Here is a 26,910-nt window from a genome sequence, read left to right on the forward strand (position 1 = left end):
CTCGCGCCCGGTATGTTCCGGCGGGTGAGCGTCGCCTCCCCGCCCGCCGACTACACCGCCGCCCTCGTCGAGGGCCCGTGGCGGCACGAGTTCGTGCCGGCCAACGGCGCGCGGTTCCACGTGGCGGTCGCCGGGCCGGAGCGGTCCGCGGGCGCGCGCCCGCCGCTCGTGCTCTTCCTGCACGGGTTCCCGCAGTTCTGGTGGGCGTGGCGCCACCAGCTCGAGGCGCTGTCCGACGCCGGTCTGCGCGTCGCGGCGATGGACCTGCGCGGCGTCGGGGGCTCCGACAAGCCGCCGTCGGGCTACGACACGCCGACCCGGACGCGGGACGTCGCGGGCGTCGTGCGGTCGCTCGGGCACGACCGGGCCGTCGTCGTCGGGCACAGCACGGGCGGCGCGATCGCGTGGTCGATGGCGACGCTCCAGCCCGCCGTGACCGCCGGCGTCGCGGCCGTCGCCGCACCGCACCCCGCGCGGATGCACGCCTCGTTCCGCCAGCTCCTCACGCCGGCCGCGGTGCGCGCGCTCGCGTTCTACCAGGTGCCGACGCTGCCCGAGCGGCAGCTCGTGCAGGGCGACCTGGTCGACCGCGTCCTCGCCGCGGGCGCGGCACGGCCGCTCTCGCCCGACGCCGTCGCGCGCTACCGGACGGTCATGCGCATCCCGTTCGCCGCGCACACCGCGATGGAGTCGCTGCGGTGGACCGTGCGCTCGTCGCCGCGGCCCGACGGGCGCCGCTACCTGTCGACCGTGCGCCGTCCCGTCGGAGTCCCGGCGCTGCAGGTGCACGGCGGCGCGGACGGCTTCGTCCGGCGCGAGCTGGCCGACGCCGACGCCGCCGCGCTCGCCCGCGACTTCCGGTTCGAGGTGGTCGACGGCGCCGGCCACTTCCTCCCCGAGGAGGCGCCGGACCGTCTGAGCGAGATCCTGCTCGACTGGCTGCGCGGGACCGTCGTCGACGCCACCGCGTGAGGCTCAGCCGCGCGGGCCGGGCTTGACGAGCTTCGCGGCGGCCACCGGGTCGGTCTCCCCGATCCCGTACGACGGGCACCACCGCGCCACGGGGCACGCCCCGCACGCCGGCCGCCGCGAGTGGCACACGCGGCGCCCGTGCCACACGAGGTGGTGGCTGAGCATCGTCCAGTCCTTCTTCGGGATGATCTGGCCGACCTCGTGCTCGACCTTGACCGGGTCCTCCGCCGTCGTCCACCCGAACCGGCGCGCGAGCCGCCCGAAGTGCGTGTCGACCGTGATGCCCGGGATGCCGAACGCGTTCCCGAGCACGACGTTCGCCGTCTTGCGCCCGACCCCCGGCAGCGTGACGAGGTCCTCCATGCGGGGCGGGACCTCGCCGTCGAACCGCTCGACGAGCGCCTGAGCCAGCCCGATCACCGCGCGGGTCTTGGCGCGGAAGAAGCCGAGCGGCTTGAGGATCTCCTCCAGCTCGGCCGGGTCGGCCGCGGCGAGCGCCTCGGCGTCGGGGTAGCGCGCGAAGAGCGTCGGCGTCGTCGCGTTCACCCGGACGTCGGTCGTCTGCGCGGAGAGCACCGTCGCCACGAGCAGCTCGAACGGCGTCGTGAAGTCGAGCTCGGCCCGCGCGTCGGGGTACGCCTTGGCGAGCTCCCGGTCGATGCGGCGGGCTCGCCGGACGAGCGCGAGACGGGACTCGCCGGTCGGCGTCGGGGGCGCGGTCTCGGACTCGGTCACAGCCACACGGGCAGCGTAGCCACCGCCTCCGACACCCGGCCGGGCGCGCCCCTCTCCCCCGCGTGATTTGGCGTCGTGAGGCAGACTGAGAACTAGAACACATAGTGCAGACACACCCGGACGCGCGTCCCCACGCAGGTACGCCGCCCCTGACAACGTGAGGAATCCTGTGGACGACACCGTCGTGCTCTCCGCCCCCCTCTTCGCGGACATGGACAGCGAAGAGACCAAGGCGCTCTTCGAGTCCATGACCCCCGTCGAGCTGACGCGCGGGGACGTCCTCTTCCGAGAGGGCGAGCCGGGCGACCGCCTGTACGTGATCGCGCAGGGCAAGATCAAGCTCGGTCGCCGCTCGAGCGACGGCCGCGAGAACCTGCTGTCGATCCTCGGGCCAGGCGAGATGTTCGGCGAGCTGTCGCTGTTCGACCCGGGCCCGCGCACCGCGACCGCCTCGTCGGTCTCGGACGCGCTCGTCTACGAGCTGCGCCACCAGGCGCTCGTGCAGTGGATCGCTTCGCACCCGAACGTCGCGACGACGCTGCTCGGCGCCCTCGCCCGCCGTCTGCGCCGCACCAACGAGACGCTCGCCGACCTCGTCTTCTCCGACGTGCCGGGCCGCGTCGCCAAGGCGCTGCTCGACCTGTCCGCGCGCTTCGGCGAGCCCAACGACGACGGCATCCGCGTCGCGCACGACCTCACGCAGGAGGAGCTCGCGCAGCTCGTCGGCGCCTCGCGCGAGACGGTCAACAAGGCGCTCGCCGACTTCGCCACGCGCGGCTGGGTCCGCCGCGAGGGCCGCGCCGTCGTGCTGCTCGACATCGACCGCCTGGAGCGGCGCGCTCGCTGATTGCTGCGTGCTTCCGCAGACAGGGAGGGCCCTCGCGGATCCGGTCACGACCGGACGCGAGGGCCCTCTCCGTCCTGCTGGGTGCACCGCCTGCGGTCCTCAGGACCTGAGCGTCACCCCACCGCGGCGGTGGCCTCGACCTCGACGAGGTGCTCGGGCACGTCGAGCGCCGCGACGCCGATCAGGGTCGCGGGCGGCGCCGGCGTGGAGCCCAGCCTCGCCGCCGCCCGGGCGACCCCCTCGAGGAACACGGGGAGCTTGTCGGGCGTCCAGTCGACCACGTAGACGGTCAGCCGGACCAGGTCGTCGAACGTGGCACCGGCTGCGGCGAGCGAGGTGGCGACGTTGACGTAGCACTGCTCGACCTGGGCGGCCAGGTCCCCCGCTCCGACGGTGACGCCGTCGGCGTCCCAGGACACCTGGCCGGCGACGAAGACGAGCCGGCCCGGGCTCGCGACGGCGACGTGGTGGTAGGCGCCGACCTCCGGGAGCCCGGCCGGGTTCGTCAGGGTGATGGTCACGATGGTTCTCCTCGATGTCGCCCCCGGCTCGGCATGCCGCCGCACCGTGGTCACTTGTGTTACCGAGGGGGCGTAGGAGAGTGTGACGTGACGTGGAAGAACGCACTTTTCGGTGACGGAGGAACCCTGAGGTGTACCTGGGCCACATCGAGGCGTCCCGTCGGCACTTCGACGCATGACACCCCCGCCGGCGGGCGGAACGTCGAACTACGAGACGAGCTCGACGATCAGCTCGACCTCGACCGGCGCGTCGAGCGGCAGGACGGCGACGCCGACGGCGGAGCGGGCGTGGACGCCGGCGTCGCCGAAGATCTCGCCGAGGACGGTGCTCGCACCGTTGACGACGCCCGGCTGGCCGGTGAAGGACGGGTCGGACGCGACGAAGCCGGTCACCTTGACGACGCGCGCGACGTCGTCGAGCGAGCCGACGACGGAGCGCACCGCCGCGAGCGCGTTGAGCGCGCAGGTGCGGGCCAGGTCCGCGGCGACCTCCGGGGAGACGAGCCCGTCACCCTCACCGACCTTGCCGGTGGCCGGCAGCGAGCCGCCGACGAACGGGAGCTGCCCCGCGGTGTACACGGAGGAGCCCGAGCGGACCGCCGGCACGTAGGACGCGACCGGGGCCGCGACGTCGGGCAGCGTGATCCCGAGCTCCGCGAGGCGCGCGTCGACCGACACGCTCACTGCCCGCCGGACGGGCGCTTGAGGTAGGCGACGAGCCCGGTGCCGTCGGGGCCGGGCACCACCTGGACGAGCTCCCAGCCGTCGGCGCCCCACTGGTCGAGGATCGCCTTGGTGTTGTGGATGAGGAGGGGGATCGTCGCGTACTCCCACGTGGTAGCCATGCGGCCGATCGTAGCCCGCGACGACGTCGCGCACCGTCCACAGGACCTGCACACCGGGGCCCGGGGCTTCTCGGGATCGGCCGATGGGCACCACGTAGGCTGGTGCCATGGCGAATCCTGAGTCCCGCCGCATCACGCGAACGATGTCGGCGACGCAGCTCGTCGCCCTCCTGCTCGCCTTCCTGCTGGCAGCCGGCGCGGGCGGCGTCCTGGCCTCCGGACTCGTCGTCCCGCTGGTGGCGGCGGCGAACGTCGCGGCGAACAGCACCGTGCAGATCTTCGACGAGGTGCCCGACGAGCTCGAGCCGGGCCCGCTGTCGCAGCAGTCCCGCATCTACGCGAGCGACGGGACGCTGCTGGCGACGTTCTACGCGCAGAACCGCATCGTCGTGTCGCTCGACGAGGTCTCCGAGCACATGAAGAACGCCGTCGTCGCCATCGAGGACGAGCGGTTCTGGGAGCACGGCGGCGTGGACGTGCGAGGCATCACCCGCGCGCTCGCCAACAACCTCGGCGGGAACTCGACCCAGGGTGCGTCGACCCTGACGCAGCAGTACGTCAAGAACGTGCTCATCGAGCAGGCCGTCGTCGCGGACGACCCGTTCGGCGTGCTCGAGGCGCGCGAGGACTCGATGTCGCGCAAGCTGCGCGAGGCCAAGCTCGCGATCGCGCTCGAGAAGCGCATGAGCAAGGAGGAGATCCTCCAGGGCTACCTCAACGTCGCGCAGTTCGGCTCGCGCAACATCTACGGCGTCGAGACCGCTTCGCAGTACTACTTCTCGAAGTCGTCCAAGGACCTCACGCCGGTCGAGGCCGCGACGATCGCCGGCGTCACGAAGGCGCCGAGCGCGTTCGACCCCACGGTCGACCCTGCCAAGGCCCAGGAGCGCCGGGACGCGGTGCTCTACAAGATGTGGCAGCAGGGCTACCTGTCCACCGCCGAGTACGACGAGGCACGGAACACCCCGCTCGAGGAGACCCTCAAGGTCAAGCCCGTCGAGGTCGGGTGCCACGGCGCGAAGGGCGCGGCGTTCTTCTGCGACTACGTCACCAAGGAGATCGTCCTCAGCCCCGCCTTCGGCGAGACGCGGGCCGACCGCGAGGCCCTGCTGTACCGCGGCGGCCTCGACATCCACACGACGCTCGACATGACGATGCAGGCGGCCGCCGAGAAGTCGATCACCGAGGCGGTGCCCGCGGAGGACCCGAGCCACCTCGAGGCCGCGATCGTCTCGGTCGAGCCGGGCACGGGCCAGATCAAGGCCATGGCGCAGAACGTGCCGTTCACCGACCCGCAGGACCCCGAGGCGGGGCGCCAGACCACGATGAACTACTCCGCCGACTTCCTGCACGGGGCGTCGCGCGGCCTGCAGCCCGGCTCGAACTTCAAGCCGATCGTGCTGGCCCAGTGGCTCAAGGAAGGGCACACGCTCCTCGAGACGGTCAACGCCAACCGCGTCGAGCGCGTCGTCGGCAACTTCAACACGCCGTGCCTCCCCCGCGGTCTCGGCCGTGACACGTGGGCACCGCGCAACGCCGAGGGCTTCCTCACCGGCAACATCTCGGTGCTGCGTGCGACGTACGAGTCGGTCAACACGGCGTACGCGTCGATGGGCTACCAGCTCGACCTGTGCGCCCTGCGCGACACCGCCTGGGACATGGGCTTCCGCCCGACGTCGTCCTCCGTGCCGCCGCGCGTGCTCACCGCGCCCGAGCGCACGGACATCGACGTCCTCGCGCCGATGGTCATCGGTACCCAGGAGACGACGCCGCTGTCGATGGCGTCGGTCTACGCCACGCTCGCCAGCGGCGGCACCTACTGCGACCCGGTCGCGATCACGAGCGTCACGGGCCCGGACGGCACCGAGTACGACGTGCCCGACGCGAACTGCAACCCGGACGCGCTGCCGGAGAACATCGCCAACACCGTGACGTACGCGATGGAGCGCGTCTTCACCGACGGCACCGCGCGGCGCGCGGGCGGGCTCGCCGACGGCCGCCCGGTCGCCGGCAAGACGGGTACGTCGCAGCTGTCCGCGCAGACGTGGTTCACGGGCTTCACGCCGAACCTCGCGACGTCCGTGTGGGTGGGCTCGATCGAGAGCGCGACCGAGGACCACACCGACGGCATCACCGTCAACGGCCAGTTCTTCCGCGTCCTGTACGGCTCGAGCGTGGCCGTGCCCGCGTGGAAGTCCTTCATGGACGTCGCCGTCCAGGGGCTGCCGGTCCAGGGCTTCGGTCCGCCGGACCCGGCGCTCATCGGCAACCCGCCCGCGCCCAGCCGCCCGGCTCCTCCGCCGTCGCGGCCCGCTGCGCCGGCCCCGCCCGCCAACCCCGCCCCGCCGGCCGCGCCGAACGACGGCGGCGACCAGGGCGGCGGTGGCGGCGACGGCGGCGGGGACCAGGGCCCCGGCAACGGCGGCGGCAACGGTGGTGGCGGCGACGGTGACGGCGGCGACGGAGGTGACGACTGACCGGGCGCGGGGTGCGCGCCCTGCGGGTCGTCGGCGGCCTGGCCGCGCTCGGCGCGGCCGGGCTGGGTTACGCGCACCTCGAGACGAAGCTCTTCACGCTGCGCCGCGCCACGATCCCCGTGCTGCCCGCCGGCGAGCGTGACCTGCGCGTGCTGCACCTGTCCGACCTGCACCTGACGCCGACCCAGCGGCGCAAGATCGCATGGGTCCGCTCCCTCGCCGCGCTGGAGCCTGACCTCGTGGTCGACACGGGCGACAACCTGGCGCACCCGGACTCCCTCGGGCCGCTGCTCGACGCGCTCGAGCCGCTGCTCGAGACGACGCCGGGCGCGTTCGTCATGGGGTCGAACGACTACTACGCCCCGGTGCCGAAGAACCCGGCGCGCTACCTGCTGCCCGACGCCCGGGTCGCCCAGGCGGACCCGGTCCCGCTGCCGGCCGACCGGCTCGCGGGCGAGCTGCGCGTGGCCGGGTGGAAGGACCTCACCAACCGGCGCGACGTCGTCGTGGCCGACGGACGGCGCATCGACCTCGTCGGCGTCGACGACCCGCACCTCGACCGTGACCGGGTGCCGGACGGGCCGCCCGCCGACCCGGACGCGACCCTGCGCCTCGGCGTGACGCACGCGCCCTACCGGCGCGTGCTCGACGCGATGCACCGCGACGGCGTCGACGCGATCCTCGCCGGCCACACCCACGGCGGCCAGCTGCGACTGCCCCTCTACGGGGCGCTCGTCACCAACTGCGACCTCGACCGGCGGCGGGCGTCCGGCCTGCACGGCTGGCCCGGCCCGCGGCCCGACGAGATGGGCGGGAACGGCTCGACGTGGTTGCACGTGTCCGCCGGTGCCGGGACGTCCCCGTACGCGCCCGTGCGGTTCGCCTGCCGGCCCGAGGCGACGTTGCTCACCTTCACCGCCAGGTAGCGGATCTCGTTTTCGTCCTGGGCCGATCGTCCGCTATTCTGGGCAGGCTTCCGCACGAGGGCACCGGCCCTCGGGTGTGCGCGGAAGCAGTCCCTCGGGGTGTGGCGCAGCTTGGTAGCGCGCTTCGTTCGGGACGAAGAGGTCGCAGGTTCAAATCCTGTCACCCCGACCAGCCGAAAAGGGCCGCTGACCTGGGCAGATGCTCAGGTCAGCGGTCCTTTCGCGTTGGCCCGGAGCGACCTCTTCGCGCCTGCTGGGCATCTATCTGGGCATCAAACTCGGGCCGCGACTTCTTCGCGCGGGCGCTCGGCCTCGACCTTCTTCCAGGTCACAGCGTTGTCCTGTCGCACCTGACCTCTTCGTGCGTCGTCGCCCAGGAGTCGGTATCGGAACTCGAGGTCGTAGCGGTGGGCGTCGAACAACGCGTTCGCCCGATGCGCCTGCTCGAGGTCACGCGCAGGCGCGCGGTTGGCCAGCTACCGGCAGTAGGGCCGACGGGGAAGGCCTGGGGACCGGCGCATCACCGCGACGGGGATCCAGTAGGCGACGAACTCTCACGAGCGGGTGCATCATTTCCCCGCAGGCGCGCCTGAGAGCGGTACACCGCCGTGCGCCGCAGCACCTCGTTCACGTTCTCCAGCAGCCGGACACGCCGGCGATCCTCGCGTAGCTCGGCCGATTCCGAGGCCTTCACGCCCGGCCTCGGCGTCGGCGGGATGCAGCCACCGGGGCAGGTACGACTCGCTGTCCCCGAAGTCCTTTCGCAACCTGGTTGATCGGAGCCACACCGCGCCGGGCGACGTGCCACGGCGCCGTCACAGAACTCCTTGGGGTGGGCCAGGACAACCCTTGGTCAGCACCAGCACCTCACGGCACCACAGGTCAGGCGTCACCTGTTCGTGCAGCAGTTCCGTTCTGATGGAGGCTCTGGTGTGTCGCGTTCCCCGGAGTCGAGAGTTACTGGATCTTTGTGCCACGTGACCCTGCCGGAAGGGCCTCGTGGGACGTCGTAGGTATCCGCCGGAGTTCCGCCGCAAGGTGCTGGATCTGCTCGAGTCGGGTCGCACAGCAAGGTCGCGGACGTGGCACGCGACCTGGGCATCAGCGATCAGACGATCGACGCCTGGTGCCGTCACGACCGCGTCGATAGGGTCTTGAGCCCGGGCTGACCAGCGGGGCGAAGGCCGAGCTAGTTGCGGCCAAGGGAGCGGATCGCGGAGCTCGCGACCGATCTGGCGATCCGCCGGCGGGCGGGCGAGCTGTTCGGGAGGGTGGTGCCCCCAGGAGGCAGTCCGCAGCGATCGCGGTGATGGCCGGTGAAGGTTTGCCGGTGCAACCCGCGGTGCGGGCGCTGGGCTGCTCGGAGTCCGAGCTGCGACGCCTCGCTGGTGCGGTCTGCATCGGCCCGGCAGGTGCGCCACGCGCTGCCAACCGAGCAGATCCGCCCCAACCACGTCGCCGCACGTGGCATCTACGCTGCGCGGAGTGCACGCCGAGAGCCGACGTGCTCCTCGACGAGGACACCGGGCCGCGGGCAGCGCACGCCCATGTCGCGGACTGACGTGGGTGGTGCTCGGTCGATGGACCCGGACGACGAGCAGGGGGGCTCCCGACGGAGCCCGCCCTGCCGCGTGAGTCGGACGTCAGCCGCGCTTCTTGCCGCCGTCCTGCCCGCGGGTCCCGGCCTTGTCGGCGACCTCCAGCGGGGGCGCGGTGTCGGGGGCGACGTGGCCGTCGGCGACCTGCTCGAACGCGTAGGCGTACCCGACGAGCTCGGCGTCGGACCAGGCCCGGCCCATGAGCTGCAGGTTGATCGGGGCCCCGTTGGCGTCGGTCCCCGCGGGGAACGCCACGGTCGGGACGCCGGAGCTGCCCGAGGGCGTGTCCCGGCGGCCGAAGCTCGACCGGTTTCCGCCGCCGTCGTTCAGCGAGATCTCCGACAGCAGGCCGGGATACACGACCGCGTCGACGTCGTGGGCGTCCATCCACGCCTCGATGTTGGCCCTGTAGTCGGCACGGTAGGCCCGCCATGCCGTGACCTGCTCGGGGGTCATGCGCTCCATCCCCTCGCAGTAGGACGGGGCGTAGGTGGTGTACGGCATCTTGGCCTGCGAGCAGAGCACGTCGGACGGGTCGTCGATGCCGAGCTGGCTGGTGAGCTCGGGGTGCGACTCGATGTACCGGGCCCAGCCCTCGTACTGCGTGTTGCCGCTCGGGCGCGCGGGCGCGACCGCGTTCGTCTCGATGGTGACCAGCTGGGCCCCGGCTGCCTCGAGGTGCTCAAGGGCTGCCCGAGAGGCGTCGATTGTCGTCGTCGTGCCGTACGGGTCGACCCAGGCCGACGGCACGATGCCGATGCGCTTTCCTGCGAGGGCGTCCTCGTCGAGCACCGTGCGCCAGTCCTGCGGGCGGTGCGCGTCCGCCTCGAACGTCTCCGGGTTCTGCGGGTCGGTGCCCGAGACCGCGTTAAGGATGTCCGCCAGGTCGGAGACGCTGCGGGTCATGGCCCCGGCGTAGTCCTGCAGCCACACCAGGGGCATCACACCGCGGTCGGACTGCATGCCGTCTGTGCCGCGCAGCGTCACGAGGCTCGCGGCCGATGCCGGTGCGTACAGCGAGTCGCCGGTCTGCGAGCCGAGCCCCGCGGCGGCCATGCTGGTCGCCGTGGCGACGGCCGACCCGCCGGAGGAGGCGAGGGCGGACCGCGACGGCTCGAAGGCGTTCCACACCGTGCCGTACGCGTTGTCGGAGTACGAGCCGGACGTGGCGTACTCCTCCATCGACGCCTTGCCGATGATGACCGCGCCGGCGTCCCGCAGCCTGGCCACCTGGTAGGCGTCCTCGGCCGGGCGGAAGCCGTCGAAGGTGATCGAGCCGTTGGTGGTCGGCATGTCAGCCGTGTCGTACAGGTCCTTCACGGCGATGGGGATGCCGAGCAGCGCGCCCCGCGTGCCGCGCGCTCGGGCGTCGTCGGCGGCCCGGGCCTGCCTAAGCGCGTCGGTGGCGACGGTCGTGAACGCGTTGAACGCGAACGGCCCGGCGTCGTAGGCGCCGATCCGGTCGAGGTAGGCCTTGGTGATCTCGACCGACGTGGTCGTGCCTGACTCCATGTCGGCCTGCAGCTGAGCGATCGTCTTGTCCACGACGTCGTAGCCCACCGTCGTCGTCCGCGCCGGTTCGACGGCGGCCGGCGGCTGCTTGACCTTCGTCAGGCCCTTGCCCTGGCCGGGGTGCGCGGTCAGGCCCTCGAAGTTGACGACCGAGGCGAGCTCCTTGGCGGACAGGCCGTCGACGTCCGGTGCGGCCGCGAGCCGGGCGGCAAGGTCGGACACCTTGGCGATCTCGGCCTCCGAGGTGGCCGCGGTGACCGGACGGCCCACGACGACGAAGTTCAGCACGGACGCGGACTGGCCCGGGTCCAGCGTGAGGGTGTGGACGTAGGCCGGGAAGTTCGCCAGGTGCCCTTCGCCGGAGTAGGGCTGGCCGAACGTGTCGCGCAGCCAGTTCCCGGTGCGGTCGAAGCTCCCCGCCACGGTCGCGGTCGGGCCCTGCGTCGTCCGGGTGCCGCTGGTGCCCGACGCCGAGGTCGTCCACGTGTCCGACCGGTCCAGGACGCTGTCACCGGAGGACGAGAGGACGACAGAGCTGGCGTTGGTGCCGGTGGACCCAAAGCCGGTCTGCCCTCCGAACGCCACCTCCACGGTCAAGGGTTTTTTGGTGGTGTTAGTCAGGGTGTCCAGCCACCGGCCGTACCCCTCGGACCGCTCGACGTCGATCGTCCGCGTGATGCGGACCCCGGACAGGTCGACGGACCTCGTCGACTCGAAGTGGCCGGTGCCCTCCTCGACGAGGCCGAACCCGCGCATCATCTCGCCGTCGAAGCGGTGCTTGTCTGCCGAGCCGACGGTGACGCGGATGCCGCCGTAGCCGTTGAGCATCGTGGAGTACGGCGCCTGCACACCGGTCCCGGACTGCGTCGCCCGGATCGAACCGGTGTCGGTCCCAGGACTGGCCGAGTCCTGGATACCCCAGGCGGTGCCGTTGTCGTCGGTGACGTAGGTGAACGCGTTCGCCGCACCGATCGGCAGGACCAGCGCGGCGGCGAGGGACGCCGCGACGAGCGGGACCCTCCGGGGCCGCGTCGTGCGGGACTGTGGTGACATCCTTCTTCTTCTCCTTCATCTGCCGGAGGCTGGGCTCCGGGTGTCGGGTCGTGCGCGGGACTCGAGTGCCTCGGCGCCACGCCGCTGCGCGGCGTCCAGGCGCAGGCCGGCCGGAGGCTCGGGGGCGCGCTCCAGATGGGCGCGCCGCCCGAGCCCCCGGCCGGTGAGGTCAGCGTCCCTGGTGCGTGGGGATCGTGGTGCAGCCCGCAGCCCACGCGTCCTGGACGGTCACGCAGCGGAAGAGCGAGGGGTTGATCTCCTCGGGCGTGCGACGCAGTTGCGTCGCCTGCTCGTAGTCGTAGGCCAGAGCGAGCAGCTCCGGCTCCGCCCACGCCGTGCCCAGGAAGACGATCGACGAGGGCCGCAGGTTGTTCGCCGCGTAGCCCATCGGGACGCTCACCGACGGGTATCCGGCACGTGCACCGACGCCCGTGGTGCCGGAGCTGGAGACGATGGCGTCGAGGTCGTTCTTCTCCAGGACCGAGTCGATGGCAGCGCGCGTCTCGGCGATGCCCCGGTCCCGGTTGGCCTCGTACGCCGCCAGCTGCTCCGGGTCCTCCAGATCCACCTGTGCACCCAGGTCGAAGTACAGCTGGCCGAACTTCTGGCCCTCCGGGTGGTCGATGTTGTACTGGCGGATGTCGTCGAACGTCTGCATCGGGGCGGCGTCGGGCAGACGGTCGAGGTAGGCGTTCATGTCCCGCTTGAACTCCTGGACCAGGATGCTCGGCGCGCTGGTGTTGGCGACCGTGACGGGCACGAGCGTGGCGCCCTGCGCCTCGAGAGCCGCGAGGGCGTCCTGGTACAGCGGGTTGTTGTTCGCGACATAGCCGATTCGGGCACCGTCGAGCGCGTCCTCCGTGAGGACGCCCGTGAAGTCCGTGCCGGCGAGCGGGTTGTCGGTGGTCGCGGCGTCCTCGGGGTCGACACCGGCGATGGCCGAGAGCAGCGCGGCCGCGTCGTACACGGTCTTGACCATGGGGCCGGCCGTGTCCTGCGACGCCGAGATCGGGATGATGCCGGTCCGGCTCACGAGTCCCACGGTGGGCTTGACGCCCACGACCGAGCTCGCCTGGGCGGGGCTGAGGATCGAGCCCGACGTCTCGGTGCCGATCGTCAGCGGCGCCATGCCCGTGGCCGCCGCGACACCGGAGCCCGACGACGAACCGCTCGGCGTCTGGCTCGCGTCGTAGGGGTTGAGGACCTGACCACCGAGCGAGCTGTACCCGGACGGCATGCCCGAGGTGATGAAGTTCGCGAACTCGGACAGGTTCACCTTGCCGAGGATGACCGCACCGGCCTCGCGCAACTCCTTGACGATCGGCGCGTCGTCAGCCGGGTAGGAGTTCCCCAGCGCGATCGACCCGGCCGTCGTGGGCATCCCCTTGACGTCGATGTTGTCCTTGAGCAGCACAGGCACGCCGTGCAGCGGGCCTCGGACGGTGCCGGCCTTCCGCTCCTTGTCGAGGGCTCTCGCCTCCTGGTACACGGCCGGGTTGATCGCTCGCACCGCGTTCAGGTGCGGACCGTCGATGCTGATCGCCTGGATCCGCTCGAGGTAGGCGCCGACGAGGTCGACCGAGGTGAAGGCACCGGACGTCAGCCCCGCCCGGACCTCCGGGACGCCGGCGGTGGCCAGGTCGAGGGCCACCGGCTTCGGCTTCGGTGCGGCGGCCACCGACGAAGGCGACAGCACTGCCTGGGCTGCGGGGAGCGCCGCCGGGGCGGCCGCGAGCGCCGCGGCCAGCACACCGACCGTCGCTCCGGTACCGAGCCGGGTCAGACGGCTGCCGCGTGTTCTCGAAGACATCGTTTTCTGCCTCTCGCCTGCACGTTGCGGGCTGGTGCCCGCCCAGCAGACATCCGACCATCGCAACGTTTCGATCACATGCGGCGCAGATTGCGGTCCTGTGACGACGCACGGTCATGCACCGGCTCGGACCGCAAGATGGCACCGCGCGCTCAGAGCTCCCTACAGCAAGGGCGCAGGCGACGAACTGCGATCAGACACGAGGCGAGATACTGGGACACCTTCGCCCGCCGAGCCGCTTCGGCCGTCAACGACGGCCGAAAGCGGATCCACCACCGTCGCTCCGGGGTCAGTTTTCAGGCGTCGGCGACATCGGCGACGCTCACCTCACCGGCCAGGATCGACAACACGACCCGGGCCTTCTCCTCGGCCGGGTCTGTCTGATTAACGGTGGGTGGGTCTCGGCCTGACACGCTGGACGTGGTGTCTGGCGGGAAGCAGGCAGAGTGACCGAGATCATCGAGCCCGTGACGCTCGACGATGACGAGAAGCAGGCGCTGGCACAGCAGCTGGTCGCTCAGGCGAAGGCGGCGGGGATCGACCTGGTCGGGCCGGACGGTCTGCTGACCGGGCTGACGAAGCAGGTGTTGGAGACGGCGCTGGAGGAGGAACTGACCGAGCACCTGGGTTACCCGCCGGGCGAGCGGGAGGCCATGACGGGGACGAACGAGCGCGACGGAACCCGGCCCAAGACGGTGCTGACCGAGATCGGCCCGGTGCAGATCGACGTGCCTCGCGACCGGGACGGCAGCTTCGAGCCGGCGATCGTGCGCAAACGTCAGCGGCGTCTGACCGGTGTCGACGAGCTGGTGCTGTCGCTGACCGCGCGGGGGCTGACGACCGGGGAGATCAGCGCGCACTTCGCCGAGGTCTACGGCGCGAGCGTCTCCAAGAACACGGTCAGCCGGATCCCGGACAAGGGTCGTGGCCGAGATGGCCGAGTGGCAGACCCGGCCGCTCCAGACGTGCGTGATCCATCTGATCCGTAAATGGCCCGCGACCTGAAGCCGATCTACACGGCCGTGAACGCCGAGCAGGCCGAGATGCGGATGGACGAGTTCGCCGCGAAATGGGCGGGCAAGTACCCGGCCGCGGTCAGGCTGTGGCGCAACGCGTGGGGGGAGTTCATCGGCTTCCTGGACTACGACGTTGAGATCCGCAAGATCATCTGCACCACGAACGCGATCGAGTCCCTCAACGCCCGCTACCGGCGAGCGGTGCGCGCCCGAGGCCACTTCCCGAACGACGCCGAGGCACTGAAGTGCCTCTACCTCGTCACCCGCTCCCTGGACCCCACCGGCCGCGGTCGGGCACGATGGGTCATCAGGTGGAAGGCCGCGCTGAACGCGTTCGCGATCACCTTCGAGGGGCGCATCAACCCCTCGAGCAACTGAAGGATGCCGAGCCCCGCCCACCGTTGATCGGACAGACCCTCCGGGCAGCGGGTGCGCAGGGGCGACGACGGCGTCGTGCGCAGCCCCGACGACACACGAGACGGCCAACTGTGACGCACCTCACGCCGTCGATCAGGGTGCGAGTGTGACAGGGTCACCGGACACTGGACCCGCCGACCGCCGAGCGCTCGGTCAGCCCGCCGTCGAGCACCGCACAGCACCCTGGAGGCGCCATGCCCACCGATCCGATCGTCGTCGTCGGCGGGGGCCTGGCGGCCGCACGCGCGGTCGAGGCGCTGCGCGGCGAGGGGTACGACGGCGACGTCGTCCTGCTGACGAGCGAGCCGCACCGGCCGTACGAGCGGCCGCCGCTGTCCAAGGGCTACCTGCGCGGCCAGGAGCACCGCGAGGACATCTTCGTGCTCGGCGAGAACTGGTACGGGGAGCACGGCGTCGAGCTGCGCACGTCGACGACCGTCGCGGCGGTCGACCCGGCGTCGCACCGGATCACGCTCGTGGACGGCGCGACCCTGCCGTTCTCGACCGCGCTGCTCGCCACGGGGTCGACCCCCCGCTCGCTCGGCGTCCCGGGCTCCGACTTCGGCAACGTGCACTACCTGCGGACCGTCGACGACGCCGACCGGCTCGCGGGCACGCTCCTGCCGGCGTCGCTCGAGGGCACGGGCGAGGTCGTCGTGATCGGCGACGGCTGGATCGGGATGGAGGTCGCGGCGTCGGCCCGCGAGCTGGGCCTGGACGTCACGGTGCTCGGGCGCGGCGCGCACCCGCTCGCCGTCCTCGGCCCCGAGCTGGGCGAGCTGTACGGGACGCTCCACCAGGAGCGCGGCGTCCGCCTGCACCGCCAGGCCGAGGTCGTGCGGCTCACCGGCGTCGACGGCCAGGTGACCGGCGTCGACCTCGCGGACGGCACGCACGTCGCGGCGTCCGTCGTCGTGGTCGGCGTCGGCGTGACGCCCAACGTGGGGCTCGCGTGCGCGGCCGGGCTGGAGCTGCGCTCGGACGACCTCGGGGGCGGGGTCGCGGTCGACGGGTACCTGCGCACGTCGCACCCCGACGTGTTCGCGGCGGGCGACATCGCCTCGGTGCCGGCGCCCCGCTACGGGCGCCCGTTGCGCGTCGAGCACTGGGCCGCGGCGCTCGAGCAGGGCAAGCACGCCGGCCGCGCCATGCTCGGGCTCGCCGACCCGTACGACCTGCTCCCCTACTTCTTCAGCGACCAGTTCGACGTGGGCATGGAGTACAAGGGCTACGTCGACGTGCGCAACCCCGGCTACGAGGTGGTCGTCAGCGGGTCGACGGCGGACCGCGAGCTCGTCGCGTTCTACGTGCGCGACGGCCGGGTCGAGGCCGGCATGGCCGTCAACGTCTGGGACCGGATGGACGACGTCGAGCGGCTGATCCGCTCGACCGAGCCGGTGGCGCGCGAGGAGCTCGAGGGCTTCGTCGCCGCCTGAGCCACGCTCCTCCACGAGCCCCTCCGCGGGGCCGCCGCACCGGTGTGCGAGGCTCTGCGGCGTGGTCCGACGACGCGTGGCGCTCCTCCTCGGTGCCGGTGTGCTGGTGCTCGGTGGTGTCGCGGCGCTGCTCGCCTGGCGTCCGTGGGACCCGGTGGCCGACGTGCCCGTGCCCGGCGTCCGCACGCTCACGACCTCGGCGCGCGTCGTCGCGGGCGAGCCGCGCACCGCCGGCGGCGTCGAGCTGTTCCCCGTCGACGTGCCCTACCCGTCCGCGAACCCCGGTGGCATCGGGGTCGAGGACGCGTTCGCGCTGCGGGAGGCCGGCGCGGTCGCGGTGCGCGGGATCGTCGAGGCGCGCGGCGGCGCGGCGCTCGTCGAGCTCGCCGGGTTCGCCGCCGAGCGCGGGATCGCGGTGTCGCTCGAGACCGGCGACCGCACCGTCCGCTACGACGCGTACGGCGGGGTGCCCGACGTCGCAGCCGCGCGCCTGGCGGTCGACGCCGCGTCACGCGACGGGGTCGACGGTGCCGTCTACGTCGCCTCCACGGAGCCGCACGTGCAGGTGTCGATGACGACGGCGGTCGGCGCCCCGGAGGCGAGCGCCGTCGCAGCGTGGCTCGACCGCCACGACGCGAGCACCGCCGTCGGGCACCCCGTGGCGTACGTGCTCACCGAGCCCGGGTACGCCGCACGCCTCGAGGGCTGGGTCGGCGGACGAGCCCCGGCGGAGCCCGAGCCGCAGCCCGTCCCGACCGTCCCCGCGACCGAGCCGTGGCCGGCCGACGAGCGCGCGCCGTCGTGCACCGGCGACGACCTCGATGTGAGCCTCGCCGGCGTGGAGGCCGCGCTGGGCACGCGGTACGCGAGCCTGTCCGCGCGGAACGTCTCGGACCGGCCGTGCGCGGTCGCGGGCTTCCCCGAGGTGGCGTTCCTCGACGGCGACGGGGCCCTGCAGGAGGGTGTCGACCTGGTCCCCGACCGCGACCGGGCTGCCCGCGTGGTCGTGCCGGTCGGCGAGGAGGCCGTCGCCGCGCTGCTGTGGCGGGCCGCGTCCGGCACGGGACGTCAGCTCACCGCGGCGCTGGAGGTCGTGCCCGTGCCGGGTGCCGCGCCCGTCCTGGTGCGGGTGGGCGAGTCCCCGCTCGACGTCGTCGACGGCTCCGAGGTGCGCACGAGCCCGTGGCTCCAGGCGGGCGACGGCACCTGATCGGGCTGGCCCTGCCGCTCCGGCGGGTGCCGGGACCCGCGGGTGAGCCTGTGGACAACGCCGAGCGGGGCCGGGCCCCCTGGTTGGCTCGGCACATGCCCCGCCGACCTCCGGTCGTCCCGGCCTCGCTCGTGGACCGGTCCGGCCCGACGTCGTGCTGCGCGTCGACGCGTGACGGAAGCCGCCGGAGGACGCTTTGAGCCGGCCCACTCCCCCGAGCCGGCCCACCTCCGTCTCGGTCCGTCACAGAAACGGACCTCGTGGACGTCGAACAGAGACGGACGACGCGGCTCGGCAGACGCCCCTCAGCCGCGCCGCTCGCGCACGGCACCGGCGAGCACCTGCAGCAGGTCCGCCGTCGTGCCCCAGTCCATGCACTTGTCCGTGACGGACTTGCCGTACACCAGCGACTCGAGCGGTCCGGGCTTCTGGGCGCCGGCCTCGATGAAGCTCTCCATCATGAGACCGGTGATCCCCTGCTCACCCTCGGCGAGCCGCGCGGCGATCTCGCGCACGACCTCGGCCTGGCGCACGTGGTCCTTGCCCGAGTTGCCGTGCGACGCGTCGACGACGACGCCCGCCTCGACCGCCCCGCCGAGCCCGGACGTCCGCGCCACGGCCAGCGCCGCCGCCACGTCGGCCGCCCCGTAGTTCGGTCCCCCGCGCCCGCCGCGCAGGATGACGTGGCAGTCGGGGTTGCCGGTGGTCTCGACGGCGGCCGCGCGGCCCTCGGCGTCCGCGCCGAAGAACGTGTGCTCGCTCGCCGCGGTGATGCAGCCGTCGACGGCGATCTGCACGTCGCCGTCGGTCGCGTTCTTGAACCCGACGGGCATCGACAGGCCCGACGCGAGCTGGCGGTGCACCTGCGACTCGGCGTTGCGCGCGCCGATCGCGCCCCACGTCACCGCATCGGCGATGTACTGCGGCGAGGTCGGCTCGAGGAACTCGCACGCGGCGGGCACGCCGGCGTCGAGCACGCCCAGCAGCACCTCGCGCGCGAGCCGCAGCCCGTGGTGCACGTCGTGCGACCCGTCGAGGTGCGGGTCGTTGATGAGGCCCTTCCACCCGACGGTGGTGCGCGGCTTCTCGAAGTACACGCGCATGACGACGACGAGGTCCTCGGCGAGCTCGCGCGCGAGCGGCGCCAGGCGGGAGGCGTAGTCGAGCGCCGCCGCCGGGTCGTGCACCGAGCAGGGCCCGACGATGACGAGCAGGCGGTCGTCCTCGCCGCGCAGCACGTCGCGGACCTCGCGGCGGGACGTCGTGACGAGGTCGCCGCGGCGGGTGCCGAGCGGCATCTCGGCGCGCAGGGTGCGCGGCGCCGGGAGCGGGTCGAGCGCGCGGACGCGAAGGTCGTCGGTGCGGGCCTGCAGCTCGGCGCGTTCGGAGGCGGTCGTGGTCATCGGTCTGGGCTCCTGGTCGTCCGGTTCGGGTCGTGGCGGGGCGGGCGTCGCGGCGTCGCCGGTGAACCGTGGTCCCGTGCCCGACCGGAGCGGCTCGTCCGACGACGAAGGGCCCGGACGCACGTGCGCGTCCCAGGCCCTGTGCTGGCTCCGGTGGAAGTCGTCGGTCAGGCGCGAGCCCGCCGAGCCCCAACCGGAGCCGGCGTAAAGCGCCAATACCAACGAGTGTTCACGGCGACGACGGTACGCCCCGCCCGCGCGGGAAGTCCATTCCTGTCCACGATCCGGTCCCGGCGCCCGGCGCCCCGGGGTCGGTAGGGTCGGGCCATGCCCATCCCGCCCTACGTCGCCGGCCTGCGCGAGCGCATCGGCACGGATCTGCTCTGGCTGCCCGGCGTGACGGCCGTCGTGCTCGACGACGACGGCCGCGTGCTGCTCGGCCGCCGCGCCGACTCCGGGCTGTGGGCCCTGGTCAGCGGCATCCTCGAGCCCGGCGAGGAGCCGGCCGTCGGGCTCGCGCGCGAGGTGCTCGAGGAGACGGCGGTCGAGGTGCGCATCGAGGCGCTCGCCGCCGTGAGCACGACGCCGGTGATCACCTACCCGAACGGCGACCGGTCCGCATACCTCGACCTGTGCTTCGTGGCCCGGCCGGTCTCCCGGGAGGCGGCGGCCGCTGCGCGCGTCGCCGACGACGAGTCGCTCGAGGTGGCCTGGTTCCCCGTCGACGCGCTGCCCGACGACGTCACGCGCTCGTCGCGCGAGCGGCTCGAGCTCGCGCAGCGCTACCTCGCCGCGCCGCAGCACGGGACGATCTTCGTCCGGTAACGCTTTCCGCCGGTGCCACCGTGCGATCTCGGCGGGTTTGTCCGGCGCTTTTCGACGCAGCCCCGGATATCTGGTTATGTGTCCTCCGCCACACTCTTGCTCGGCCACACTCCGACCGGGCCGGAGCGGGGTAGTGCCGGTCGAGCAGCGGCCGGGACGCTCCACACATCGGAGGAACCGTGAACCTACGCATCACCAGCGCGTTCGGCGCCGCTGCCGCACTCGTCGCGGCCGCCGTCGTCGCGCCCGGCGTCGCATCGGCGGCGCCCGCGTCCGACGTCCCGACACCCGACGGCGCGCACGTCAAGGAGGACGACCGCGCCGACACCCTGTCGGACAAGCGCCGGGCACTGAAGGAGAAGGCCGTCGAGCTCGTCGCCACGGGCAAGAAGACGGTCGAGACCCGCGGCAGCGGGGAGAACACCTCGCAGGTCGTCGAGGTCGCACCGCGCAAGTGGGTCGAGTACGAGACCGAGGAGACGGCACAGCTGCTGAGCTTCCTCGTCGAGTTCGGCGACCAGGTCGACAGCCGCTTCCGCCGGTCCCCCGCGGGCCCGGTCCACAACCAGATCCCGGCGCCGGTCGAGGGTGACAACTCGACGTACTGGAAGCCGGACTTCTCGCGCGCGCACTACATGGACATGTTCTTCAACGGCATGGCCGACCAGGGCGGCGAGTCGTTCCGCGACCTGTACGACGAGATGAGCTCGGGCCGCTTCGACCTGCAGGGCGACGTCTCCGACTGGGTGAAGGTGCCCTACCACGAGGCGTCGTACGGCACGACCGAGTCGAACGTCGACATGACGCGTTTCATCCAGGACGCCGCGAACGCCTGGTACGCCGACCAGATCGCCCGCGGCAAGACGCCGCAGGAGATCACCGAGTACCTGCAGTCGTTCGACGTCTGGGACCGCTACGACCTCGACGGTGACGGCCTCTACGACGAGCCCGACGGCTACATCGACCACTTCCAGGCCATCCACGCCGGCCCCGGCGAGGAGGCCGGCGCCCCGGAGTGGGCCATCTGGTCGCACCGCTGGGCCGCCAACCCGAACGGCTGGCAGCAGGGCCAGGGCCCCGCGGGCTTCCCGGCGGCCGGTGGCGTCAAGATCGGCGACACCGACATCTGGATCCGCGACTACACCACGGAGCCGGAGAACGGCGGCCTCGGCGTGTTCGCGCACGAGTTCGGTCACGACCTCGGCCTGCCGGACTACTACGACACCGCGGGCGGCGAGAACGGCACGGGCTTCTGGAACCTCATGAGCTCGGGCTCCTGGCTCGGCCACGGCGAGGGCTCGATCGGCACCACGCCCAACCACATGGGCGCGCACGAGAAGATGTTCCTCGGCTGGCTCGACCACGCGACCGTCCGCCCCGGGCAGTCGTCCCGCGTGACCCTCGGCCCGTCGTTCCACGCGACGAAGGACGCGCAGGCCGTCGTCGTGAACCTGCCCGACGGCCAGCAGAAGGTCGACGTCGTCACCCCGATCGACGGCAAGTACCTCTACTCCGGCACGGGCGACTACCGCACCTCGACGGCGACCTCGCCGTCGTTCACCGTGCCGGCCGGCGCACAGCTCACCGCCAAGGTGAACTACGCGATCGAGGTCGACTGGGACTACGCGTACGCGGAGATCTCGACCAACGGCGGCGCCACCTTCGTGCCGCTCGCCACCAACCGGTCGACCAGCACGGACCCGAACAACCAGAACGAGGGTCACGGCATCACCGGCACGACGGCGGGCCAGTGGGTCGACCTCACGGCGGACCTGTCGGCGCATGCGGGGAAGGTCGCGCAGCTGCGCTTCCGTCACTTCAACGACGCCGCCTACCACGAGCTCGGCTTCGTGGTCGACGACGTGGCGGTCGGCTCGGCGCTCACCGCGGGCTTCGAGGACGACGCGGCGGGCTGGACGCTGAACGACTTCCGGGTCGTCACCGACGGCTCCTACACGCAGCCGTTCACGCACTACTACGTGGCGGAGAACCGGCAGTACGCCGGGTACGACACCACGCTCGCGACCGGTCCGTACAACTTCGGCTGGGGAATCAGCGCGCCGGACACGGTGGAGCACTTCCCGTACCAGGACGGCCTGCTGGTCTGGTACGTGAACAGCCTCTACGGCGACAACAACGTGTCGCAGCACCCGGGTGCGGGCCAGGCGCTGCCGGTCGACGCCCGTCCTGCCGCCCTGCGGTGGTCGGACGGCACGGTCGCCCGCAACCGCATCCAGTCCTACGACGCCACGTTCGGGCTGCAGAAGGCCGACCCGCTGTCGCTGCACCGCGAGACGGCCAAGGGCGCGAAGGGTAAGTCGACGCTCGTCACCGGCGGCGCACCCGCCGTGCCGGTGTTCGACGACACGGACCCGTACGCCTACTACGACAAGGCCAACCCGGGCGGGTCGGTCATCGTGGGCGGCACGGGCACGAGGATCGCGGTCCAGAGCGTCGACGCGCGCACCGGCGTCATGACCGTCAAGGTCAACTGACCCCACCCGCGTGAGCTGTCAGGCCCAGCCCTCGGTATACCGAGGGCTGGGCCTGACAACTCTTCCGGGGTGGCGAGTTGTCAGGCCCACGCCGCGGTATACCCGGGCGTGGGCCTGACAACTGCTCAGGGGCGGGCGTAGAGCTCGACGAACCGCCGCAGGATGCGCATCGGCTCGGTCACGGTGACCTCGCGGGCGCGCGCGACGACGGCGGACGCCTCCTCGGGCGCGAAGTACCCGTACGACTTGTAGACGTCGACCCGCTCGCGCAGGCCCTCGAGGTCGAGCTCGGGGTGGAACTGCGTGGCGTAGAGGTTGCGCCGCAGCCGGAACATCTGCACGGGCGTCGCCTCCGACGTCGCCAGCACGACCGCCTCGGGCGGCGCGTCGCGCACGGCCTCCTTGTGGCCGCAGTACGCGACGAACCGGCGCGGCAGCCCGGCGAGCAGCGGGTCGGCGGCACCCTCGTCGGTGAGCTCGACCGTCGTCCACCCCACGTCCTCGGGGTACGTGCGGTCGATGACGCCGCCCGCGTAGACGCCGAGCGTCCCGACGCCGTAGCACGCGCCGAGGAACGGGAAGTCGCGCTCGACGACCTCGTCGAGCAGCCCGACGAACTCGCGCTCGACGCGCCGCTGCGCCTCCGACTTGGCGTCCTCCGGGTCGGACGAGTTGAACGGCCCGCCGCCGACGACGATCCCCGAGTAGTCGTCGAGGCGGAGCCGCGGCATGGGCGCCGCCTCGAGCCGCACGCGGTGCAGCTGCTCGGCCCGGAGGCCGGAGTACCGCAGCATCGCCCGGTACTCGCCGTCGGCGACGACGTCCTCGGCACGCGTCGCGAGCAGCAGGAACGGCTTCATGCCGGAAGGCTATGCGCGCCCTCCCGCGGCCGCTCGCCGCCGCCGGCCCCGCCCACCGGGCGGCGCGCCCAGAACGACGCGAGAGTCGCGCCCGAGACGTTGTGCCACACCGAGAACAGGGCGGCCGGCAGCGCGGCGGCCGGGCTGAAGTGCGCCGTCGCGAGCGACGCCGAGAGCCCCGAGTTCTGCATGCCGACCTCGATGCTCACCGCGCGGCGCGCCGTCTCGTCGAGGCCGGCCACGCGCGCCGCGAGGTACCCGAGCGCGAGGCCGACCCCGTTGTGGACGACGACCGCGAGGCCGAGCAGCAGCCCGGTGCCGAGCACCGCGCCGGCGTTGGCCGCCACGATGCCGGCGACCACGACGACGATGCCCGTGACCGACACGAGCGGCAGGTACGGCAGCACCGCCTCGACGTACCGCCCCGCGAGCGTGCGCAGCAGCAGGCCGGCGAGAACCGGGACGAGCACGATCTGCACGATCGACGTCATGAGCGCGCCGTACGTCACGTCGAGCTCGGAACCTGCGAGCCACAGCACGATCGCCGGCGTGAGCAGCGGGGCGAGCACCGTCGACACCGCCGTGAGCGTCACCGACAGCGCGGTGTCCCCCTTGGCGAGGTAGACGATGACGTTCGACGCCGTCCCGCCCGGCGCCGCGCCGACGAGGATCATGCCGAGCAGCGCGAGGTCCTCCAGGCCGAACGCGTGCCCGACGCCCCACGCGACGAGCGGCATCACGACGTACTGCGCCGCGACCCCCACGAGCACGGCCCAGGGCCGCCGGGCGACGAGCGCGAAGTCAACCCCGCGCAGCGTCAGCCCCATGCCGAACATGATGATCCCGAGGAACAGCGGGACGTGCCCGGCGATCGGCGCGAGCTGCGCCGGCGCCACCAGCCCGGCGACGCCGCCCAGCACCACGAGGACCGCGAACCACCGGCCCGCCAGCTCCGCGACCTTCCGCATGCCCGGGGACTCTACCGGTCAGGACCAGCGGAACAGACGCACCGCGACGGGCAGGGCGACGGCGGTCCACACGACCATGACGACGACCTGGAGCAGCGGGAACCCCTGCTCGAACCAGGCCATGGTCATGGCCTGCGCGGCCGCGCCGAGCGGCGTGAACTGCCCGATCTGGCGCAGCAGCTCGGGCATGATCGGGCCCGGCGTCCACAGCCCGGCGAGGAGCAGCATCGGGAAGTAGAGCGACATCGCGATCGCGTTGGCGGCCGACGCACGCGGCGCGATCGCCGCCACGAGCATGCCGAGCGCGAACATCGCGCCCATGCCGAGCACGAACGCGAGCACCACGACGGCGGTCTGCTCCGGGACCACGAAGCCGAACGCGAGCTGGCCCACGACGAGCGCGAGCGCGGCGCCGAGCACGGTCGTCGTCGCGTTGATGATCAGGTGCGCGACGACGATGCCCTGCGGCCGCATGGGCGTGGTCGACAGGCGGCGCAGCACGCCCTTCTCGCGGTAGGTCGCGATCGTCACGGGCATGACCGTGAGCGACGCGGTGCCGACGACCATGGCGAGCACCGTCGGGACGTACGTCGCGACGGCGGTGAGCCCGTACCAGACCGAGCCCGGCGGCGCGTCGGTGATGGGCTCCCGCATGCCCGGGATCGCGAAGCCGACGCCGAGCAGGATGATCGTCGGGAACGCCAGGCCGAAGAACGGCGACGCGAAGTCGCGCAGCCACACGGCGGTCTCGGTGCGCAGCAGGCGTCCGAAGCCGCGCCAGCCCCCCGTCCGGCGGGAGGCGACGGGCGCCTGGAGGGTTGCGGTGGTCACGAGCGGGCTCCTTCCACGAGGGCGTCGCCGGCCTGCGGGTCGTACCGGCGACCGGTGACGGCGAGGAACACGTCCTCGAGGGACTTCGAGACGGTGCGGACGTCGTCGGGCACGAGGTCGGCACCGGCGAGCGCGGGCACGACGGCGAACAGCACCCGCCGCGAGCCGGTGACGGCGATCTCGCCGAGCGTGCCGGCGTCGGACGCGTCGTGGACGTCGGGGTGCCGCTCGGCGAGGTCGGTGAGGACTGCCGCCGCACGCGCGGCGTCGTCGGGGGCGAAGCGCACGACGACGGTGCGATCGTCCTCGAGGCCGTCGACGAGCCCGGCCGGGGTCCCTTCGGCGACCACGCGGCCGCCGTCGATCACGACGAGCCGGTCGCACAGCCGCTCGGCCTCGTCCATGAAGTGGGTGACGAGCAGGATCGTCACGCCGGTGTCCCGGACGCGCTCCACCAGGTCCCACGTGGCGCGGCGCGCCTGCGGGTCGAGGCCCGTTGTGAGCTCGTCGAGGATCGCGATCCGCGGGTTGCCCACGAGCGCGAGGGCGATCGACAGGCGCTGCTTCTGCCCGCCCGAGAGGCGGGCGAACTGCACGTCCTCGTGACGGGTCAGGTCGAGCAGGTCGAGCAGCTCGGCGGGGTCGGCCGGGTCGGCGTAGAACGACGCGAAGAGGCGCAGCGCCTCGCCGACCGTGATCTTGTCGTGCAGCGCGGCCTCCTGGAGCTGGACGCCCAGCAGGTCGCGGACCGCCTCGGGGTCGCGCTGCGTGTCGATGCCGAGCACGCGCACCGTTCCGGAGTCGGCGTGACGCAGGCCGGCCAGGGTCTCGACGGTCGTCGTCTTGCCGGCGCCGTTCGGCCCGAGGATCCCGAAGATCTCGCCGGGCTCGACGGTGAACGACACGTCGTCCACGGCGACCTTCTCGCCGTAGGTCTTGCGGAGGTTGCTGACCTCGACGATGGGTTCAGCCATGCCGGGCCTCCTTCCGTGCGGGGTGGTCAGGTGGGTCGTGATGGACAGGGTCAGGCCGCAGGACGCACGGGCGTCGAGGAGCAGGCGGTCGAGCACGACGGCGGCGAGCGCGGCCGCCGCGAGTCCGCCCACGACGGCCACGGTACGGCCACCGGGGCTGCCGGCGCGGCGGCGTGCTGCAAGGGCTGGGCGAAGAGGCCGTGAGGCTGGGGACCATAGGTCCTCGACGAGCGCAAGGGGGTTCCTGAGATTCACCCGCCGAGGTAGCGCTGCACCCGCCGAGGTAGCGCTGCACCCGCCGAGGTAGCGCTGCACCCGCCGAGGTAGCGCTGCACTCGCCGAGGGTAGCGCTGCACTTGCCGACGTAGCGCGTCTCGCCGCGAGGTAGCGGGATCGGCGACGACGTCGCACGGCGCGTTCAATGGTGTGCGTGACGCCGCTCGCCACCGCCGCCTGCGAACCGGCCGGCCCCGCGCTGTGGACGCAGCCGCCCAGCGCGTGGTCGAGCCTGGCGTTCGTCGTGGCGGGCGTGTGGATCCTCGTGGCCGAGCACCGTCGTCGCACGCGCGACCGCGCTGCGGCGGGCGGGCCGGAGACCCCCGCGCTCGGTGTCCTGACGATCCTCATCGGTGTCGGGTCGGTCGTGCAGCACGGGCCCGCGCCTTCGTGGAACCCGGTGCTGCACGACCCGCCCCTCATGGGCGCGCTCGCGCTCGTGGCGGCCGACGCCGTCGCGGACCTCACGCGGCGGCCGCTGCGTCACCGGTGGTGGCTCGCGCTCGCCGGGCTCGTCGTCGTGCTCGCCGCCGTCGCACCGGCGGCATCCGAGGCCGTCCAGGTCGCGACCGCCGTCGTCGCGGTCGGGTCCAGCCTCGTGCGGGCCTGGCTCCGGCGGGCGGTCCGACGGCGGACGCTCGCCGCGGTCGCGCTGCTCGCGGTCGGCGGCGCCGTCGGTCGGTACTCCGCGCCCGGTTGGCCCTGGTGCGTCCCGGGAGGATGGCTCGACGGCGCGTGGTCCGGTCACGCGGTGTGGCACGTGCTGGCCGCGGTCGCGCTCGTCGTGCTCGCGCCCGTCGTCGGGCGCCGCGCCGGCGGAGCGCGCGGACGCTCGAACACGAACGTCGAAGGGCCGCGGTGAGCTCACCGCGGCCCTTCGACGTGGCCGAACCAGCGCTACCT

21 protein-coding genes, 1 tRNA gene and 1 pseudogene are annotated in these 26,910 nt (G+C 72.6%); 12 read left to right on the forward strand and 11 right to left on the reverse strand.

From position 1 onward, the window contains the following. Positions 1-12 precede the first annotated feature (12 nt). Positions 13-972 carry an alpha/beta fold hydrolase gene (locus ISOVA_RS13565; protein WP_013839788.1) on the forward strand — a complete coding sequence of 320 codons (960 nt, stop codon included), beginning with the start codon at positions 13-15 and terminating at the stop codon, positions 970-972. A 3-nt stretch (positions 973-975) separates the two neighbouring features. Here ISOVA_RS13565 and nth read toward each other — a convergent pair whose 3' ends face one another. Continuing rightward, entirely contained in the window at positions 976-1,707 is a 732-nt protein-coding gene (gene nth / locus ISOVA_RS13570; RefSeq protein WP_013839789.1) for an endonuclease III, read from the reverse strand. Positions 1,708-1,876: 169 nt separating this feature from the next. On the opposite strand from nth, the gene ISOVA_RS13575 reads away from it, so the two are divergent. Continuing rightward, a complete protein-coding gene (locus ISOVA_RS13575; RefSeq protein ID WP_013839790.1) occupies positions 1,877-2,554 on the forward strand; it encodes a Crp/Fnr family transcriptional regulator in 678 nt (225 codons plus the stop codon). 113 nt (positions 2,555-2,667) lie between these two features. On the opposite strand, the gene ISOVA_RS13580 is transcribed toward ISOVA_RS13575, so the two are convergent. The 3 genes from ISOVA_RS13580 to ISOVA_RS16580 form a co-directional block, all read right to left on the reverse strand. Beyond that, on the reverse strand, positions 2,668-3,075 hold the full coding sequence (locus ISOVA_RS13580) for a RidA family protein (RefSeq protein WP_013839791.1): 408 nt from the start codon (positions 3,073-3,075) through the stop codon (positions 2,668-2,670). A gap of 207 nt (positions 3,076-3,282) precedes the next feature. Then, positions 3,283-3,753 (reverse strand): RidA family protein, encoded by a 471-nt coding sequence (locus ISOVA_RS13585; RefSeq protein WP_013839792.1) that lies wholly within the window; start codon positions 3,751-3,753, stop codon positions 3,283-3,285. 2 nt (positions 3,754-3,755) lie between these two features. Next, a complete protein-coding gene (locus ISOVA_RS16580; RefSeq protein ID WP_013839793.1) occupies positions 3,756-3,920 on the reverse strand; it encodes a Sp36 family protein in 165 nt (54 codons plus the stop codon). 107 nt (positions 3,921-4,027) lie between these two features. Here ISOVA_RS16580 and ISOVA_RS13590 point away from each other — a divergent pair, with 107 nt between their 5' ends. The 4 genes from ISOVA_RS13590 to ISOVA_RS17700 all read left to right on the forward strand — a co-directional run bounded on the left by ISOVA_RS13590 (position 4,028) and on the right by ISOVA_RS17700 (position 8,492). Beyond that, positions 4,028-6,397 carry a transglycosylase domain-containing protein gene (locus ISOVA_RS13590; RefSeq protein WP_013839794.1) on the forward strand — a complete coding sequence of 790 codons (2,370 nt, stop codon included), beginning with the start codon at positions 4,028-4,030 and terminating at the stop codon, positions 6,395-6,397. A gap of 11 nt (positions 6,398-6,408) precedes the next feature. Continuing rightward, the gene (locus ISOVA_RS13595) at positions 6,409-7,323 is read left to right on the forward strand and encodes a metallophosphoesterase (protein ID WP_013839795.1); all 915 of its coding nucleotides are present in this window, start codon (positions 6,409-6,411) and stop codon (positions 7,321-7,323) included. A gap of 95 nt (positions 7,324-7,418) precedes the next feature. Next, positions 7,419-7,495 (forward strand) — tRNA-Pro (locus ISOVA_RS13600). A gap of 910 nt (positions 7,496-8,405) precedes the next feature. Then, positions 8,406-8,492: a hypothetical protein gene (locus ISOVA_RS17700; protein WP_221927868.1), complete on the forward strand. Its 87-nt coding sequence runs from the start codon at positions 8,406-8,408 to the stop codon at positions 8,490-8,492. A gap of 474 nt (positions 8,493-8,966) precedes the next feature. Here the strand turns inward: ISOVA_RS17700 and ISOVA_RS13605 are convergent, their stop codons facing one another. Together ISOVA_RS13605 and ISOVA_RS13610 are read right to left on the reverse strand one after the other, a co-directional pair. Beyond that, a complete protein-coding gene (locus ISOVA_RS13605; protein ID WP_013839796.1) occupies positions 8,967-11,486 on the reverse strand; it encodes an amidase in 2,520 nt (839 codons plus the stop codon). A 169-nt stretch (positions 11,487-11,655) separates the two neighbouring features. Then, on the reverse strand, positions 11,656-13,164 hold the full coding sequence (locus tag ISOVA_RS13610) for an amidase family protein (protein ID WP_221927818.1): 1,509 nt from the start codon (positions 13,162-13,164) through the stop codon (positions 11,656-11,658). Positions 13,165-13,751: 587 nt separating this feature from the next. Between ISOVA_RS13610 and ISOVA_RS16200 the strand changes: the two are divergent. The 3 genes and pseudogenes from ISOVA_RS16200 to ISOVA_RS13625 all read left to right on the forward strand — a co-directional run bounded on the left by ISOVA_RS16200 (position 13,752) and on the right by ISOVA_RS13625 (position 17,375). After that, positions 13,752-14,690: pseudogene (locus ISOVA_RS16200) on the forward strand (transposase). A 233-nt stretch (positions 14,691-14,923) separates the two neighbouring features. Further along, positions 14,924-16,165 (forward strand): NAD(P)/FAD-dependent oxidoreductase, encoded by a 1,242-nt coding sequence (locus ISOVA_RS13620; protein WP_013839798.1) that lies wholly within the window; start codon positions 14,924-14,926, stop codon positions 16,163-16,165. A 61-nt stretch (positions 16,166-16,226) separates the two neighbouring features. Next, the gene (locus tag ISOVA_RS13625) at positions 16,227-17,375 is read left to right on the forward strand and encodes a DUF4232 domain-containing protein (RefSeq protein ID WP_013839799.1); all 1,149 of its coding nucleotides are present in this window, start codon (positions 16,227-16,229) and stop codon (positions 17,373-17,375) included. Between the two features lie 305 nt (positions 17,376-17,680). Here the strand turns inward: ISOVA_RS13625 and ISOVA_RS13630 are convergent, their stop codons facing one another. Continuing rightward, a complete protein-coding gene (locus ISOVA_RS13630; protein ID WP_013839800.1) occupies positions 17,681-18,778 on the reverse strand; it encodes a 3-deoxy-7-phosphoheptulonate synthase in 1,098 nt (365 codons plus the stop codon). 327 nt (positions 18,779-19,105) lie between these two features. On the opposite strand from ISOVA_RS13630, the gene ISOVA_RS13635 reads away from it, so the two are divergent. Together ISOVA_RS13635 and ISOVA_RS13640 are read left to right on the forward strand one after the other, a co-directional pair. Then, a complete protein-coding gene (locus ISOVA_RS13635) occupies positions 19,106-19,603 on the forward strand; it encodes an NUDIX hydrolase (protein WP_013839801.1) in 498 nt (165 codons plus the stop codon). Positions 19,604-19,782: 179 nt separating this feature from the next. After that, positions 19,783-22,098, forward strand: a complete 2,316-nt coding sequence (locus ISOVA_RS13640) for an immune inhibitor A domain-containing protein (protein ID WP_013839802.1) — start codon at positions 19,783-19,785, stop codon at positions 22,096-22,098. A 125-nt stretch (positions 22,099-22,223) separates the two neighbouring features. Here ISOVA_RS13640 and ISOVA_RS13645 read toward each other — a convergent pair whose 3' ends face one another. The 4 genes from ISOVA_RS13645 to ISOVA_RS13660 are packed head-to-tail and all read right to left on the reverse strand — an operon-like array spanning position 22,224 to position 25,731. Further along, positions 22,224-22,958, reverse strand: a complete 735-nt coding sequence (locus tag ISOVA_RS13645; RefSeq protein ID WP_013839803.1) for a glutamine amidotransferase — start codon at positions 22,956-22,958, stop codon at positions 22,224-22,226. Further along, complete coding sequence (locus ISOVA_RS13650) at positions 22,955-23,926, reverse strand: bile acid:sodium symporter family protein (RefSeq protein ID WP_013839804.1); 972 nt, start codon at positions 23,924-23,926, stop codon at positions 22,955-22,957. The genes ISOVA_RS13645 and ISOVA_RS13650 overlap by 4 nt, the downstream gene beginning before the upstream one ends. A gap of 18 nt (positions 23,927-23,944) precedes the next feature. Continuing rightward, positions 23,945-24,757, reverse strand: a complete 813-nt coding sequence (locus ISOVA_RS13655) for an ABC transporter permease (RefSeq protein ID WP_013839805.1) — start codon at positions 24,755-24,757, stop codon at positions 23,945-23,947. Next, positions 24,754-25,731 (reverse strand): ABC transporter ATP-binding protein, encoded by a 978-nt coding sequence (locus ISOVA_RS13660; protein WP_041295501.1) that lies wholly within the window; start codon positions 25,729-25,731, stop codon positions 24,754-24,756. Before ISOVA_RS13660 ends, ISOVA_RS13655 begins: the two co-directional genes overlap by 4 nt. A gap of 421 nt (positions 25,732-26,152) precedes the next feature. Here ISOVA_RS13660 and ISOVA_RS13665 point away from each other — a divergent pair, with 421 nt between their 5' ends. After that, positions 26,153-26,869 (forward strand): hypothetical protein, encoded by a 717-nt coding sequence (locus ISOVA_RS13665; protein ID WP_013839807.1) that lies wholly within the window; start codon positions 26,153-26,155, stop codon positions 26,867-26,869. The last annotated feature ends 41 nt before the right edge of the window (positions 26,870-26,910 follow it).

Source organism: Isoptericola variabilis 225, assembly GCF_000215105.1.
Taxonomy (GTDB): Bacteria; Actinomycetota; Actinomycetes; order Actinomycetales; family Cellulomonadaceae; genus Isoptericola; species Isoptericola variabilis_A.

Excerpts from the sequence above, each read along its gene's own strand:
- ISOVA_RS13565 (WP_013839788.1), top strand. The coding sequence starts at position 13 with ATGTTCCGGCGGGTGAGCGTCGCCTCCCCGCCCGCCGACTACACCGCC.
- ISOVA_RS16580 (WP_013839793.1), bottom strand. The coding sequence starts at position 3,920 with ATGGCTACCACGTGGGAGTACGCGACGATCCCCCTCCTCATCCACAAC.
- ISOVA_RS13590 (WP_013839794.1), top strand. The coding sequence starts at position 4,028 with ATGGCGAATCCTGAGTCCCGCCGCATCACGCGAACGATGTCGGCGACG.
- ISOVA_RS13605 (WP_013839796.1), bottom strand. The coding sequence starts at position 11,486 with ATGTCACCACAGTCCCGCACGACGCGGCCCCGGAGGGTCCCGCTCGTC.
- ISOVA_RS13620 (WP_013839798.1), top strand. The coding sequence starts at position 14,924 with ATGCCCACCGATCCGATCGTCGTCGTCGGCGGGGGCCTGGCGGCCGCA.
- ISOVA_RS13630 (WP_013839800.1), bottom strand. The coding sequence starts at position 18,778 with ATGACCACGACCGCCTCCGAACGCGCCGAGCTGCAGGCCCGCACCGAC.
- ISOVA_RS13635 (WP_013839801.1), top strand. The coding sequence starts at position 19,106 with ATGCCCATCCCGCCCTACGTCGCCGGCCTGCGCGAGCGCATCGGCACG.
- ISOVA_RS13645 (WP_013839803.1), bottom strand. The coding sequence starts at position 22,958 with ATGAAGCCGTTCCTGCTGCTCGCGACGCGTGCCGAGGACGTCGTCGCC.
- ISOVA_RS13650 (WP_013839804.1), bottom strand. The coding sequence starts at position 23,926 with ATGCGGAAGGTCGCGGAGCTGGCGGGCCGGTGGTTCGCGGTCCTCGTG.
- ISOVA_RS13660 (WP_041295501.1), bottom strand. The coding sequence starts at position 25,731 with ATGGCTGAACCCATCGTCGAGGTCAGCAACCTCCGCAAGACCTACGGC.
- ISOVA_RS13665 (WP_013839807.1), top strand. The coding sequence starts at position 26,153 with ATGGTGTGCGTGACGCCGCTCGCCACCGCCGCCTGCGAACCGGCCGGC.